The sequence below is a fragment of the Polynucleobacter sp. MWH-P3-07-1 genome, from assembly GCF_018687555.1.
Classification (GTDB): domain Bacteria; phylum Pseudomonadota; class Gammaproteobacteria; order Burkholderiales; family Burkholderiaceae; genus Polynucleobacter.
Genome location: NZ_CP061296.1, coordinates 1,330,578 through 1,345,502 on the forward strand (window position 1 = coordinate 1,330,578; position 14,925 = coordinate 1,345,502).

Here is a 14,925-nt window from a genome sequence, read left to right on the forward strand (position 1 = left end):
ATTCTTTTGGGCATTATTAATTTTGGAGAATTTCATGGCATATGTCAGCTTTATCAAGGATGAAGATTTTAAGAAAATCATAGGTGAAATTCTTGTCATTGCTGCCCAATCAAAAAAGAAGGCTGATACTAAATTTAATAGAAATGTCATTGATCCATTTTCTGTATTGATTGAAATCGGTGGGTTTGATATTGACTTTGATACATGGGTTATCAGCGAAAAGACTCGGCAAGCTCAAAAGTCCCTATCTAACCATGTGGGCTTATTGCATCAAAAATTACTAGGCTCCATAGAGGGCTGGACTGATCTTGGCGTAGGACAGTTAATTGATGTTGTAAATCCTCAGAAAAAAATAATTGCGGAAATCAAAAACAAACACAACACCATCAAGGGTGCAGACAAAATCGGACTATATAAAGAATTAGATAATTTAGTGATGATGAAAGGTCACCAATATAAGGACTTTACCGCCTACTATGTTGAGATAGTCCCAAAAAAAGCTGATAGATATAATATTTGCTTCACCCCATCCGATAAGAGCAAGGGAAATAAATGCTCTCCAAATGAAAAAGTAAGGCAAATCGACGGCGCCAGCTTTTATGCTTTAGTCACTGGCATTGATGATGCCCTAGAGCAAATATTCCGCGCGTTACCTCAAGTAATAAAAGATTGCAAAGCTGATGCAAAAATGATTGGGGCTGAAAAGGCGACTGAATTTTTTAAATCAGCTTATGTTCCAAAACCACTAAAGACTTCTCGTCGTACGAGTTCGAAAGCATCGCAATAATAGCTCTTCCAATATGGTAGCCAAGATTTACTGGCACCGCATTTCCTATTTGCTTATACTGCGACGCTGTTGATCCAGAAAATGCCCATTCATCAGGAAACGACTGAATACGGGCATACTCCCGAACATTTAATGGTCTCGTTTCACCAGGGTGACATCTCTCGGTTTGCTTTTGCGCAGGATTACAAGTCAGTGTCAACGATGGCTCATCCCAAGATAGCCTCCTAGCCATACCGGTTTTTCCGCCCCCCAAATAGAAGCTCGCTCCCATGTATTTTTTCTGCAAAGGTAATGGTAGGTCACGCCAATATCCTCCAGGCGGGATCAATTCCATAATTTTCTTTTTTTCGGGTGTATATTTTTGACCTTCAGCTTTTGGAGCACCTTTTAATGCCTCACGTATGCCAACCGTATAGTTCTGTTCTTTGGGAAAGGCAATAGCACGTTTTAGATCTTTTCTAACGCCCAAAATAACTAAACGTTCTCTCTTTTGAGCTACATCAAAATACTGAGCACGCAAAATTTTGTAGGAAACATCGTACCCAAGCTCATCAAGGACATTGAGCATAGTCTCGAGAGTACGCCCGTTATCATGACGCTCGAGCCCCTTTACATTCTCTCCAAGTATTACTTTGGGCTTTATTTCTTTAACCGCTCTAGCGTATTCAAAGAATAAAGTCCCTCTTGTATCCTCAAAGCCCATTCTCTTACCAGCATAACTAAATGCTTGACAAGGAAACCCTCCAGCAACTACATCCGCTTTGATCTTTTTAAAATCTACATTAGCAATATCATCATCAACTACATTCCACTTTGGACGATTCGTCCTCAGTGTCTCGACTGCTTTTTTATCTATCTCAACCAACAAATTGCAATCTAGCCCAGCATTTTCCATTCCTAGCGCTAAACCACCAGCACCAGCAAATAATTCAACAACAGAAAATGGGGATTTTTTCTTCGCCTTTAATACTTTGTAGCCAACATCCCCGCTACCACCATTTTTGGCAATCAGCCTATCCAACTCTTTTTTATCAAAATATCTATGGCCATTTGCCGCCCTATGCGCCTTGATTAACCCCTTCTTTTCCCAGCGCCGGATTGTGTCAAGCGATACGGCCAACTTCTCGCTTGCATCAGAGATAGAGATATGTGTAGCTGAATTCATTTAACTGGTAACCTTTGCCTATGCATTGGTTACCATAATACATTCTTTTTAACATTTTTCAAAATTGAAAGATAAGACAATCCCACCAGCATTAGTAGCGTTAAACCATTGAAGTTATTGATAAATTCCATTTAAGATTCCAAATTAAAGTTATTGAGATCTTAGAATAAGTAACTTAAAGCTCACACAATGAGCTTTAAGTTATATTGGGAAATTATTAGCTCTTAACCCTCCGATTTCTTTGCTCAAACTCTATAGCTTCTTGTAGCAAAGCTCGTTGCTTATCTGCCTCCTGTTTGGCCAATCTATCGCGCTCAATAAGTTTCTTGCCCGTGATGACCTGTTGGTCATTTAGCAAAGAATCTAACGTAGGCTTACTCTTCCCAGGGGAATCTTTCACGAGTCATTTCTTCCATGATTTCACGCTTGCTAAGAGCGGCCTTCCTTTGACTATTGGTACCGTACCTTTTCCAGCGCTCAGTATCAGCCTTAATTAGCTCTTGCTCTTTCTTGGCGTCTTCCTCCAGCGAGGTTAGCTTCTGAGGATTCATTTTTCCTACAGGTTCAAGATTATCGATGCTCATTTTAATATTCTAAGCGTTACTTAAAGTAACGCTTATAACTAGCCTACGCTGCCCGCCGCTCTTGTTCAGCCCGCTTCTTACTTGGATAGTTATCCGCAGCCTTACTATCAGCCTCAATGAGCTTTCTAGTATTAGCGCCGCGCAATTGCTCAATAGCCTGTATTACCTGTAAGTGACTATAGTGCCGCTCTATCATTAATACGCTAGTACCCATCTGCTTGGCTAAGGTATGAATAGGCACCATATCGTGAGTAAGTGCTAAGGTGGCATAGGTATGGCGTAGGCTATAGAACACCCGCTTTTGATTAGTCTTGGGATCAATAAGTAACCCATGGTCTGCTAAAAAACCATCAAACATGTGATTAAGCACATCACTTAAATCCCTGCCTTCTTTGGTTCTAAAGATGTAGTCGTCATTAGTAGGTTTAATGAGTTCAGCCAATGGATCTTTAGTTGAGCTAGCAACCCCATAGTTTCGCAAGGCAATGCGCTCTAAAACTCTAATACTGGGTAAGCGTCCAATTATCTGTCTTTGTCCTGTTTTGCCTTTAACTGTCATTTCGCAGCTACGGTTAAGGCTGTGCACTTCAATAACTTCGCCTTCTTCATCGATTTGGTCTGTTACAGTACTAATGGGGTTCATCATGAAACGAATTTGCTTCCATTTCATATCTAAGAGCTCAATGCCTGGTCTTGCGCCGGTATCCACCAGCATCTCCACATAATCTCGCAGGATTTCTCGGCGTTCACGAACATCTTTAGTTCTGCCTGAGTCTATGTATGGGCCTAGAAGTTTTAATAAAGCTCTAAGCTCATGAAGCTCAAATGCTGGGCGACGCACACTCTCTTTAGTCTTGCCATCTAGCTTAGGACGATTGCTCTCAGTTAAATAACCCCGAACGATGGCTTCATCAAAAACTCTATTAAATGCAGCATTTTGGGTTTTACGATTACTGTTAGACATTGCCAAGCCATACCTAGCTTCACGATCATCGTAGTACTGCTGCAGGGCGTCGTAGTCAATATTGGTAATGAGTCTTTGCCCAAGAGTGGAGATGAAATTTTCATTAATAATACGGATGTAGTCTTTGTAGATTGATTTACCTAGGCCGCCTTTTAAATCCCGCTCCATGCGATCAATAGCCAACATAGCAATATCTTTAAAGCGCTTGGTCACTACTGGGATGCCAGAGCGTTTACGAATCTCTGCTTCCACTAAAAGCTCTTTGGCTTTATTGACCGCCAAGTCAAGCTGGGTTTCTTTGGTAGTTGCTCGTATCCACTTGTTATCTACCTTATAGCGGCATTGCCATACGGCACTATGCTCGCGTTGATAGAGGGTTAGGTTACGGTGTATGAGTTGATGTGTACTTTCTTTTTTAATTGCCATACACATACTTTAGCTTCTGACCACCAGCTAGGACAACCTAATTGGAGGAATTACTGGGGGCAATTTAGCCAAAATAAAGAGTGGCTATGAGTGGTGATTCATGGGGGAGTTTTTGAAGTATTGCGCGGGGATGAGCGTTACTTTAAGTAACGTTTAATGACCCAGTTTCATTTCAATCAAAAAGTATCTAGCTAACTCTTGGTTAAGCTGTCGAACCCAATCTACAACATCTTTACCATTTTGATATAAATCCGTAAATCGAGCATCGTTATACGTTTTTTGGTAATGAAATACACCATTTCGGTACCTTCTAAGCAACTCAAGATTATCGGATTTAAGTAACTCATTAATTTGATCATCCTTTAACTTAAGCTCTCTCCATCCATCTGCAACTAAATACATAGTTGCGTACCAATATCCCATGTACATAAATGCATCCATACCATTGCTGCCATCTTGCGTTACAGAATATTTGAGCGTTTCATCAAAATTTTGGCGCATCTTATTTGCCCAGATGAAGTATCGATGTAAGGAAAGAAGCTTTTCTTTTGAAGCTAGAGTCATAAAAATACCATTCCGAACTATAAAGATTGATCGCTGATTTTTTTCTGGTCTCTTATGTGCTGAGCTAGTCTAAACATTGAGACCATATTGAGAGGTGCTAATAATGAATATAAATCATTGGCTAAATCATATAACTCAGCAGAATCAGCTTTTCTTTCCGGCATTCCTGGCCTAGCTGGTTTTAATATATCCACCGACCCGGGAACTGCATAGATTCTTCCGTGAATAATTTCATTCCTCTTCTCCATGAGATTTTTTACGTAATCTAAATATTGATCAAATCCTTGAAATTGACCTCCAAGCAAATTTTTTTCTTTAAGCCAGTCTTTAATAAACTTAATTTGCTTGCTAACTTGCTGTTTGAGAATGTTGTCATCAGCAGTTGAATCGCTTGCTAGGATGACTTTTATAACCTCCTCAATTGCCTCTTCTACGTAAGCTGCATACACTGCCACATATCCGACACCATGGATTAAGTCACCATCATTTTTAACTGGCATGTTTAAATCCTTAAATATGTAGTTAGATTCTAGATCTCAAAAGACAAAAACCCCCATCATTACTGATGGGGGTTTGCTTTTCTGGTGGGCCCACCAGGACTTGAACCTGGGACCAAAGGATTCCGGTTTGTGTAGCTTTCACTACTCCCTGGACTATGCCTTCATCATATCGATTGCTCGACTTAGATGGGTGCCGTCTAGTCTCTACACGTTCAAAGTATTTCTACTAAGCTTCGCTCGGCGTTAGCTTGTGCAGCTTTTGGCTACATTTAGCTTTCTCCGAATTTGACACCATCCCTTATGCAGTTTCCACGCATAAGGCACAACTTTCGCTATGAGTCCTCTGCTCTAACCAACTGAGCTATGGGCCCTAAATCGTTACTTTTACTACACACCTTACTGCTGGTGTTTACCACTGCAAAACCACACTAAAACCGCATTTACTACACACCTCGGTTTTTGCTTCGGTGTGTAAGCGGTGTGTAAGCAATTTTGACCACCTAATTCACCACTAACCTCTTGAATCTATTGAGGTCTTTGTTACAAGACCCCTTGGGCTTCTTTCTTATGAGTCCTCTGCTCTAACCAACTGAGCTATGGGCTCGTAAATGCTTCGATCAATCTTCCTCTAGGAAAGTTTTGAGCTTGTCACTACGACTTGGATGACGCATTTTACGGAGTGCTTTTGCTTCGATCTGACGTATACGCTCTCGGGTGACATCGAATTGCTTGCCCACTTCTTCAAGGGTGTGATCTGTACTCATCTCCACACCAAAGCGCATACGCAATACTTTTGCTTCGCGAGGTGTGAGTGAGTCCAAGACATCCTTAACGACATCGCGCATGGAGTCATGCAAAGCTGCCTCTGCTGGCGCCAAGGTATTCGAGTCTTCAATAAAGTCACCCAAATGAGAGTCTTCATCGTCACCAATTGGAGTCTCCATAGAGATAGGCTCTTTAGCGATCTTCATGATCTTGCGAATCTTATCTTCCGGAATCTCCATCTTGAGCGCTAAGGTTGCCGCATCCGGCTCATGACCAGTCTCTTGCAAGATCTGACGGCTGATGCGGTTCATCTTATTGATAGTCTCAATCATATGGACTGGGATACGAATCGTGCGGGCTTGGTCAGCAATAGAGCGAGTAATAGCTTGACGGATCCACCAAGTTGCATAAGTGGAGAACTTATAACCACGACGGTATTCAAACTTATCTACCGCCTTCATCAAACCAATATTGCCTTCTTGGATCAAATCCAAGAACTGCAATCCGCGATTAGTGTATTTCTTGGCAATAGAGATCACCAAACGCAAGTTCGCCACGGTCATTTCACGCTTCGCTTCACGGGCACGCTTCTCGCCAGCGATCATCTGCTTGTTGACTTCTTTCAACTCAAGAAGTGGCAGAACCACACGAGTCTGAATATCAATCAGCTTCTGTTGCAACTCTTGAATCGCTGGAACGTTACGCTCCAAGAGAGCTGAGTAAGGCTTATTTTCTTTGAGTAATTTAGCGGTCCAGCCCAAGTTCATTGACATCTTAGGGAACTCTTTTAAGACTTCACCGCGGTTTACGCCGACTTTATCGACCAACAGACTCACAATACCGCGCTCGAGTTTCCAGACCTGGTCTACTTGCGAGCGCATGGTGTCGCATAACTTCTCAACACTTTTTGCAGTCAAGCGGAAACCTAACAACTCATTGCGAATGTTTTCTTGAGCCTTAAGGTAAGCAGGGCAGTTATAGCCATCTTTGTCAAAAGCTCTGCGCATTTTGTCAGCTTGAACACGAACTACTGCAAATTTTTCGAGCGAGATTTGCTTGAGCTCTTCGAGCTGCTTCGCATTCGCTGTAGCAGCACCTCCGCCACCACCGCCCTCTTCGCCTTCACCGCCCTCTTCGCCTTCTTCAGCATCAGGATCAATCTCAGGCTCTTCAGGTCCCAACTTAATATCTTCAGCATTAGGATCAACCAAACCATCCACAAACTGATCAATTTCCATTTCACCAGAAGCAATCTTGGCAGCGTTATCCAAGATCTCAGCAATAGTTACTGGGCAGGCAGACAAAGCCATCACCATGTCTTTTAAGCCAGCCTCAATCTTTTTGGCAATGACAATCTCACCCTCACGCGTCAAGAGATCAACTGTACCCATTTCACGCATGTACATGCGCACGGGATCGGTAGTACGGCCAAACTCAGAATCCACTGTGGATAAAGCGGCCTCGGCTTCTTCCTCTGCCTCTTCTTCTGAGGTGGCTGCAGCAGTGTTCTCACTTAGGAGCAATGTTTCTGCATCAGGCGCTTGCTCGTAAACAGTAATGCCAATGTCATTCAATAAACCAATCAAAGTCTCTAATGCATCCGCATCAGACAACTCATCTGACATTACGTCATTCATCTCACCATGGGTTAAGTAACCCTTAGATTTACCCATCTTGATCAATGTCTTCAAGCGGGCACGACGGAGTTCTTGTTGCTCTTCAGAACCCAACTGCTGCGCAGCGAATTCTTTTAAGAGGGCTTTTTCTTTTGCTTTGCGCTCACGGGCTTTTTGGCGATCGGTCAGAACAACCTCACCACTCTCAACTGGCGCAACTTCAGCTTTTGGCTTACGGCCGCGTGTTTTCTTTTCCTCGACTACCTCAACTACGGGCAACAACGCTTCTTTTGCTTTTTTACCCTTAGCAACTGGCTCTGGCTTTGCGACAACCTTGGCGACTTTGGCCGGTACTACCTTAGCGACTTTCGCAGGCGCTTTTACTGCCGCCTTAGCGACAGGCTTAGCAGCTGGCTTTGCGGTAGGCTTAGCTACTGGCTTTGCGGCCACCTTCTTAGCGACTGGCTTCGCTTTAACTGCGACTTTCTTGGCAACCGGTTTCTTAGCGACTGGCTTCGCTTTGACTGCGACTTTCTTGGCAACCGGTTTCTTAGCTACTGGCTTCGCTTTGACTGCGACTTTCTTGGCAACCGGTTTCTTGACTGCTACTTTTGCTGGTACTTTTTTCGCAGCAGGTTTTTTAGCAACGGCTTTAACGGCGGGTTTTTTTGTCTTGGTAGTTGGCATTTGTTAGTACTTACTTACATTACTGGTGATTGATATCGACTGATTAAGTACAGCCCCGTTTGTCACTTGCCCCAAATTTCATCAAAATAATGCGCAAGTGACTGAATTAAATCGGTTTTTTCTGGGAATAGAGGATTATAGTCGATTACGATATTTTTCCCCTGCTTCATCAGCAAAATAAGGGGATATTTTCAGAAAAATCTAGGGGGAATTCTGTAAATTCTTATGAGAATTTCAGTTTTTCACCCAATTCACGATATCGGGCCCGGTCTTGGTCGCTTGCCGAACCATCAGACAGCTTTTTGGTGATTTCATTCATCTCTTTTTTGAGCTGATTGGCCTGAAGCTTTTTAAAGGCGCCCTCAAGGTCTGCGCTAGCACCAGCCAGATCTAAATCGGATTCCATGACCCTTTTGCGTAATACCTCGTAAAGAGGTGCCAATTCACTCTGCGCTAATTGTTCTTGAAACATTGCAAAAGCCCCGGCACCCACTTCACCAGCTCCGCCATGTTCACCGGGGATGAGCTCCACACTGTCACATTGGATCAAAAGGTCTTGCATCATACTCTTGGCATTGGGTGATCGCTGCTCTGCTGCTTCAATTGCCATACTGCGCTGATTTGAATTCAATGCTTTACCTAAATGCGGAAACTGCAAAACCACTCGCAAAATTTGTTCGGCCAAATCCATGGGTGCTTGTGGCGGAGGAATATTCTGCGCCATTCTTTTAGAAGCGCCTTTACCTGCTTGCCATGGCCCGCCTTGAGTGCGATTAGGGAAATTGCCTTGCTCAGTGCGTGGCTGCATTCTGGGCTGAGCTGATGGCGCCGCAGGCATAACAGTCAAGCCACAGAAGGCCTCTAACTCAGCTGGCGAGGAGTTCGTCCTAATGGCCAACTCTCTCAAGATTTGTGTACGCAAGGCAATTGGCGGCATTGATAGCAGCAATGGCTTGGCGGCATGATGCGTTTGCGCCCTACCTTCAGGAGTGGTGAGATCGTGGTCTGCGCTCGCTACCCTAAAGAAAAAGGTTGAAAGTGATACTGCTTCCTTAATGACTTTCTCAAATGCAGGCGCACCATAAGCACGCACATAACTATCGGGGTCATGCTCCGTTGGCAAAAATAAGAAACGAATCTCTTTGTCATCCGACATCAAGGGCAAACAAGCCTCTAGAGCTCTTTGCGCAGCGCGCTGACCTGCGGAGTCGCCATCAAAAGAAAACACAATCCGATCTGTTTGACGCAACAACATGCGCACGTGGTTTGCGGTACATGCTGTACCTAGTGTGGCTACCGCATTCGGAAAGCCTAACTGTGCGAGCGCCACCACATCCATATACCCCTCACAGACCAACACATACTCTTGTGCACGAATGGCCTGGCGGGCCTCAAACAAACCATAGAGTGTGTTGCCCTTTGAAAATAATGGCGTCTCTGGAGAGTTGAGGTACTTAGGCTCGCCTTGATCGAGAATGCGTCCACCAAATCCAATCACTTGACCTTTGGGATTGCGAATCGGGAACATGATGCGATCTCGAAAACGGTCGTAGCGACGCACCGTTTGATTACCTTCACTTGCCTCACTCTGAATCAACAAGCCACCCTCCAATAAAGTCTTGGCAACCTCATCATTACTGTAGGGTCCGAAGACTGCCTCTAAGCCCTGCCAACCATCGGGTGCGTAACCTAAGGAGTAACGCTTGGCAATCTCGCCCGTCAAACCTCGGCCTTTGAGATAGTCAATGGCACGTGGGGCATTCTTGAGTTGAGCACGATACCAATCCGCTGCAGAACTCATGACCTCACTTAAGGCCATGGCCTGCTGTTGGCGAGCGACATCCTGAACAGTACGCTCTTCACGCGGAACAGTAAGTCCAGCAGAACGCGCTAAGTCTTCAATCGCATCAACGTAACCCAGGCCAGAGTACTCCATCAGGAAGCTGATTGCAGAACCGTGGGCTCCACAGCCAAAGCAGTGATAAAACTGCTTATTCGGTGAAACAGAAAATGATGGAGATTTCTCTTGATGAAAGGGACACAAACCTTGATAGTTTGCGCCAGCCTTTTTGAGCTTTACATGCTGCCCAACCACATCAATGATGTCAACCCGATTTAATAGATCAGCAATGAAAGATTGAGGGATGAGCGCCATGAAACTTATTTTGCGAGAGCAGCCTTAACCAAGCCAGAGACTTTGCCCATATCCGCTTTACCTGCCAACTGGGGTTTCAGAATTCCAATGACTTTACCCATATCCTGCGGACCAGATGCACCGCTAGCACTAACGGCGGCCGATACTGCGGCAGCAATCTCAGCATCCGATAATTGCTCAGGAAGATAATCCTGCAAAATCACCATCTCTGACTGCTCTACCGCTACGAGATCATCACGCCCTGCTTTTGCAAATTGCTCAATCGAATCTTTGCGCTGCTTGATCAGTTTTTCAACAATCGCTAAAACACCAGCGTCATCCACCACCACACGCTCATCTACTTCACGCTGTTTGATGGCTGCTAATAGCAAGCGGATGGTTCCAAGTCGTGTCACTTCTTTGGCACGCATTGCGGTTTTCATATCTTCAGTGATTTGGTCTTTGAGGCTCATAAATAAATCCGTTTAATGGAAATGAATTCTTATCGTAAATGCTCTGGTATTAAAAAAGCAAAAACCCGCTGCGAATCACCGTCAGCGGGTTCAAAGCCTCTCGGTGAGGAGAGCTTTAATATTCTGAAAAGCTACTTAGTAGAGCTTCTTAGGCAACATTTGGCTGCGAATACGCTTGTAATGGCGTTTTGCAGCAGCAGCTTTTTTGCGCTTGCGCTCAGCTGTTGGCTTCTCGTAAAACTCGCGCGCGCGCAAGTCGGTCAAGAGGCCGTTTTTCTCAATGGTGCGTTTGAAACGGCGTAAAGCTACTTCAAAGGGCTCGTTTTCGCGTAGGCGGACTGTAGTCATACTGGTTTAACTCGTTTATGCTCGAAAAATATCGAAATTTAACTGAATCACGGATTCTAGCACGACCAGGCCAAAAATGATTGTTTTAGGAGTAGAAAGTTCTTGTGACGAGACAGGGGTGGCTTTATACAACACCAAGCCCTGGGAAAGGGGTCTACCCGCCTCACAAGGGGTTTTGGGGCAAGGATTGCACTCCCAGATTGCCATGCACCGAGATTATGGGGGTGTTGTCCCAGAATTGGCCTCACGCGACCATATCCGCCGGGTTTTACCCCTTTTAGAACAAAGCCTTACGGAGGCAAGTCTGAAGCTGAGCGATATTGATGCGATCGCCTATACCCAAGGCCCAGGTTTAGCGGGCGCCCTCCTAGTCGGCACTGCTTTTGCCAAATCTTTAGCTCAAGGACTCAATATTCCCTCAATAGGGGTCCATCATCTTGAGGGCCATCTGCTTTCCCCGCTCTTAGGCCCATCTGCACCCCATTTCCCTTTTGTCGCCCTACTGGTTTCAGGAGGACACACCCAACTCATGTTGGTCAAAGATATTGGCCAATACGAACTCCTTGGCGAAACGGTTGATGATGCCGCTGGCGAAGCTTTTGATAAAACCGCCAAACTCTTAGGCCTGGATTACCCCGGGGGAGCCGCTCTTTCTGCACTTGCCGAAAAAGGGCAAACAGGTCGCTTTGATTTACCTAGGCCTATGATGCATTCAGGAGACTTCGACTTTTCATTTTCAGGACTCAAAACTGCAGTCTTAAATCAAGTCAAACAGTTCGAAGCAAAGAACATCGCTAACGCTGATGAAGTTATGCAATTTCATGCGGATCTTGCGCGGGGTTTTGTTGAGGCCTTGGTTGCCGTTCTGCTTCGCAAGTCTGAAAAAGCAATTCAGCAGACAGGCTGCAAAGACCTGGTTCTCGCTGGCGGCGTTGCTGCAAACAAGCAACTCAGATTCGCGCTGAACGCAAGTGCTAGTAAACATGGCTTTGCAGTTCACTATCCCCCACTTGCACTATGTACGGATAACGGGGTCATGATTGCATTTGCAGGAGCGTTGCGCATGCTACAAAAAAATAATGCCGCGACTCAATCGGGATCGTTTGATGTCAAGCCCCGCTGGGACTTAGTGGATTCTTAGTGAGTTACTTCGTCAAACTAATTTTGGCGTAGGCACTGTGATTGTGAATCGATTCAAAGTTTTCAGCCTCAACTACCAAAGATTGAATACGTTGATCTTCTTGTAAGCGGCCAGCCACATCACGGACCAAGTCTTCTACAAACTTCGGATTACTGTAAGAGTGCTCAGTAACCCACTTTTCATCAGGGCGTTTGAGCAAACCCCACAACTCACTAGAGGCTTCGCTCTCTGCAGCAGAAACTAAATCTTCCACAGTCATTTGTGTTTGAGGATCAAGCGCCACTGACATGGTGACGTGTGAACGTTGGTTGTGCGCACCAAATTCAGAAATCTCTTTTGAGCAAGGGCACAAGCTCATGACAGGAACAACTGCCCGTAAATGCAGCTGCGTTTCTAGAGTGCCATTGGCATTTTGACGAGCATGGGCTGTCCATGTAACTTCATAGTCCATCAAGCTTTCAACGCCAGATACCGGTGCAGACTTCTTAACAAAGTGAGTGTACGTAAATTGCACTTGGCCTTCAGTCGCATTTAACAGAGGCAACATCTCCTGCACTAAATTCACCGCAGTTGTGCTATCCACTGCTGCCTCTTGCTTTTGCAAGAGTGCAATGAAGCGTGACATATGCGTACCTTTGATGTGTGCAGGTAAAGCGACATTCATTTCAAATGTAGCAACCGATGGAAAGCTACCGGCTTTACTACGCACAGTTAAGGGATGACGCACTCCACGAATCCCAACTTGCTCGATAGCTAAGGCCCGTTCATCCCGAGTCGACTGCACATCGGGCATGCTTTGGGTCTTTAAAAAGGCTGCGCTTAAATCATTCATGGGTATATTTTCGGATAAAACCGAATTATTTGCCGATCACTGCCGGATTAACAGGCAGGATCACCGGAAATCGCTCCTGAATCGACTTCAAAATCCCTTCGGCATTTAAACCGCAGCCGGCCATCAGTAGCTTGTAATCACCATGCTCAATAAAGCTGTCAGGTAAGCCCAATTGAAGAAGGGGTTTATTGATAGCCATTGCAGCCAGCGCTTCTAAGCAAGCACTGCCCGCTCCACCCTGAATCACGCCGTCTTCAATCGTCACAAAGTAATCATGGTCCTGGGCCAAAGTCTTTAACAACTCGACATCGAGCGGTTTAACAAAGCGCATATTTGCTACTGAAGCGTTGAGTTGTTCAGCCACTTCCAGGGCGGGATAGAGCAAAGTACCAAAAGCCAAGATCGCAATACGCTTACCGGATACCGCAGAAGATCTTCGGCGAAGCTCTGCTTTACCAAATGGAACAGTACGCAATTCTTTTGAAGGGATTGAACCAATACCTGCGCCTCGTGGATAACGAACAGCACTAGGATGATTCTGGTGATAAGCCGTTGTCAGCAGATCTCGACACTCAGCTTCATCGCTTGGCGTCATGATCAACATGTTTGGAATACACCGCAAGAAAGCGATATCGTATGAGCCAGCATGGGTTGCGCCATCCGCCCCAACTAGGCCAGCGCGATCGAGAGCAAACAGAATCGGTAGATCCTGGATCGCCACATCATGAATCAATTGATCGTAGGCACGCTGTAAAAAGGTCGAGTAGATCGCAACTACAGGCTTCATGCCTTCGCAAGCCATGCCAGCCGCAAACGTGACCGCATGTTGTTCGGCAATGCCAACATCGTAATAACGATTTGGAAACTGTTTCTCAAACTCTACTAAACCAGAGCCCTCACGCATTGCTGGCGTAATGCCAATCAGCAAGGGATCGGCGTTTGCCATATCACATAGCCACTCACCAAAGACCTGGGTAAACGTTTTGTTAGAAGGAGCTGCAGGCTTTTTAACGCCCTCATCCGGATTAAATTTACTGGGGCCGTGATACAGGACTGGGTCCGCTTCGGCCAATTCATAGCCCTGACCTTTGCGAGTAACCACATGCAAGAACTGGGGGCCACGCCCTTCTATCGCCAGGCGTCTTACGTTCTGCAACATGGGCACCAAGGCATCGAGATCATGTCCGTCGATGGGGCCAAAATAATTAAAGCCAAATTCTTGGAAGATGGTTGAAGGTGAGACCATACCCTTGGCATGATCTTCAAGACGCTTAGCAAACTCCCGTAGCGGAGGGGCAATAGAAAGCACACTATCGATCCCTTTTTTAGTGGCTGAATAAATATTGCCACTCAGCAATCTTGCCAGGTGACGATTCAAAGCACCCACTGCTGGTGAGATCGACATATCGTTGTCATTCAGAATCACAACAAGTGGTAGATCGTCATAGACACCTGCATTATTCATTGCCTCAAAGGCCATGCCGCCAGTCATCGCGCTATCACCAATGACTGCAACTGCTACGTGACGCTCGCCAAGGGTTTGAAAAGCACGGGCCATACCCATTGCTGCAGAAATACTCGTAGATGAATGACCGGTACCAAAGGCATCGTATTCACTTTCAGAGCGGCGCGGAAAACCTGCCAAGCCATCGAGTTGACGCAAGGTGTTCATTTGCTCACGACGTCCCGTCAATATCTTATGGGGATAACTTTGATGCCCTACGTCCCAAACGATTCGATCAGCCGGTGTATCAAATACATAATGAAGCGCAATCGACAGCTCAACAGTGCCCAAATTAGAGGAAAGATGCCCGCCTGTCTTAGAAACTGAGTCTAGGATAAATTGACGTAACTCATCTGCCAGCTCAGGCAAGTCTTCGCGAGAGAGCTTTTTTAAGTCTGCGGGAGTGTGAATAGAATCTAAAGTCATTGAGTCAAA

13 protein-coding genes are annotated in these 14,925 nt (G+C 45.3%); 2 read left to right on the plus strand and 11 right to left on the minus strand.

All coding sequences use genetic code 11. The annotated features are described in order from the left end of the window. The first annotated feature begins 34 nt into the window (after positions 1 to 34). Positions 35 to 787, plus strand: coding sequence for an Eco47II family restriction endonuclease (locus ICU98_RS07005; RefSeq protein ID WP_215351733.1), 753 nt, complete (start codon positions 35 to 37; stop codon positions 785 to 787). On the opposite strand, the gene dcm is transcribed toward ICU98_RS07005, so the two are convergent. The 9 genes from dcm to rpsU form a co-directional block, all read right to left on the minus strand. Continuing rightward, positions 720 to 1,952, minus strand: a complete 1,233-nt coding sequence (gene dcm / locus ICU98_RS07010) for a DNA (cytosine-5-)-methyltransferase (RefSeq protein WP_215351735.1) — start codon at positions 1,950 to 1,952, stop codon at positions 720 to 722. The genes ICU98_RS07005 and dcm overlap by 68 nt on opposite strands. Positions 1,953 to 2,326: 374 nt before the next feature. Further along, a complete protein-coding gene (locus ICU98_RS07015; protein ID WP_215351737.1) occupies positions 2,327 to 2,536 on the minus strand; it encodes a hypothetical protein in 210 nt (69 codons plus the stop codon). Between the two features lie 43 nt (positions 2,537 to 2,579). Next, the gene (locus ICU98_RS07020; RefSeq protein WP_215351740.1) at positions 2,580 to 3,926 is read right to left on the minus strand and encodes a hypothetical protein; all 1,347 of its coding nucleotides are present in this window, start codon (positions 3,924 to 3,926) and stop codon (positions 2,580 to 2,582) included. A 153-nt stretch (positions 3,927 to 4,079) separates the two neighbouring features. Further along, positions 4,080 to 4,490: a hypothetical protein gene (locus ICU98_RS07025; RefSeq protein ID WP_215351742.1), complete on the minus strand. Its 411-nt coding sequence runs from the start codon at positions 4,488 to 4,490 to the stop codon at positions 4,080 to 4,082. A gap of 17 nt (positions 4,491 to 4,507) precedes the next feature. After that, on the minus strand, positions 4,508 to 4,990 hold the full coding sequence (locus ICU98_RS07030) for a hypothetical protein (protein WP_215351745.1): 483 nt from the start codon (positions 4,988 to 4,990) through the stop codon (positions 4,508 to 4,510). A gap of 617 nt (positions 4,991 to 5,607) precedes the next feature. Further along, complete coding sequence (gene rpoD / locus ICU98_RS07035) at positions 5,608 to 8,058, minus strand: RNA polymerase sigma factor RpoD (protein WP_215351747.1); 2,451 nt, start codon at positions 8,056 to 8,058, stop codon at positions 5,608 to 5,610. Positions 8,059 to 8,281: 223 nt separating this feature from the next. Beyond that, on the minus strand, positions 8,282 to 10,213 hold the full coding sequence (gene dnaG, locus ICU98_RS07040; protein ID WP_215351750.1) for a DNA primase: 1,932 nt from the start codon (positions 10,211 to 10,213) through the stop codon (positions 8,282 to 8,284). A gap of 5 nt (positions 10,214 to 10,218) precedes the next feature. After that, complete coding sequence (locus tag ICU98_RS07045; RefSeq protein ID WP_215351753.1) at positions 10,219 to 10,665, minus strand: GatB/YqeY domain-containing protein; 447 nt, start codon at positions 10,663 to 10,665, stop codon at positions 10,219 to 10,221. A gap of 135 nt (positions 10,666 to 10,800) precedes the next feature. Further along, entirely contained in the window at positions 10,801 to 11,013 is a 213-nt protein-coding gene (gene rpsU / locus ICU98_RS07050; protein ID WP_011903537.1) for a 30S ribosomal protein S21, read from the minus strand. A gap of 76 nt (positions 11,014 to 11,089) precedes the next feature. Here rpsU and tsaD point away from each other — a divergent pair, with 76 nt between their 5' ends. Continuing rightward, on the plus strand, positions 11,090 to 12,154 hold the full coding sequence (gene tsaD, locus ICU98_RS07055; protein WP_215351755.1) for a tRNA (adenosine(37)-N6)-threonylcarbamoyltransferase complex transferase subunit TsaD: 1,065 nt from the start codon (positions 11,090 to 11,092) through the stop codon (positions 12,152 to 12,154). Between the two features lie 4 nt (positions 12,155 to 12,158). Here tsaD and folE2 read toward each other — a convergent pair whose 3' ends face one another. Then, positions 12,159 to 12,986: a GTP cyclohydrolase FolE2 gene (gene folE2, locus ICU98_RS07060; RefSeq protein ID WP_215351757.1), complete on the minus strand. Its 828-nt coding sequence runs from the start codon at positions 12,984 to 12,986 to the stop codon at positions 12,159 to 12,161. A gap of 25 nt (positions 12,987 to 13,011) precedes the next feature. After that, on the minus strand, positions 13,012 to 14,916 hold the full coding sequence (dxs, locus tag ICU98_RS07065) for a 1-deoxy-D-xylulose-5-phosphate synthase (protein WP_215351759.1): 1,905 nt from the start codon (positions 14,914 to 14,916) through the stop codon (positions 13,012 to 13,014). Between the last annotated feature and the right edge of the window lie 9 nt (positions 14,917 to 14,925).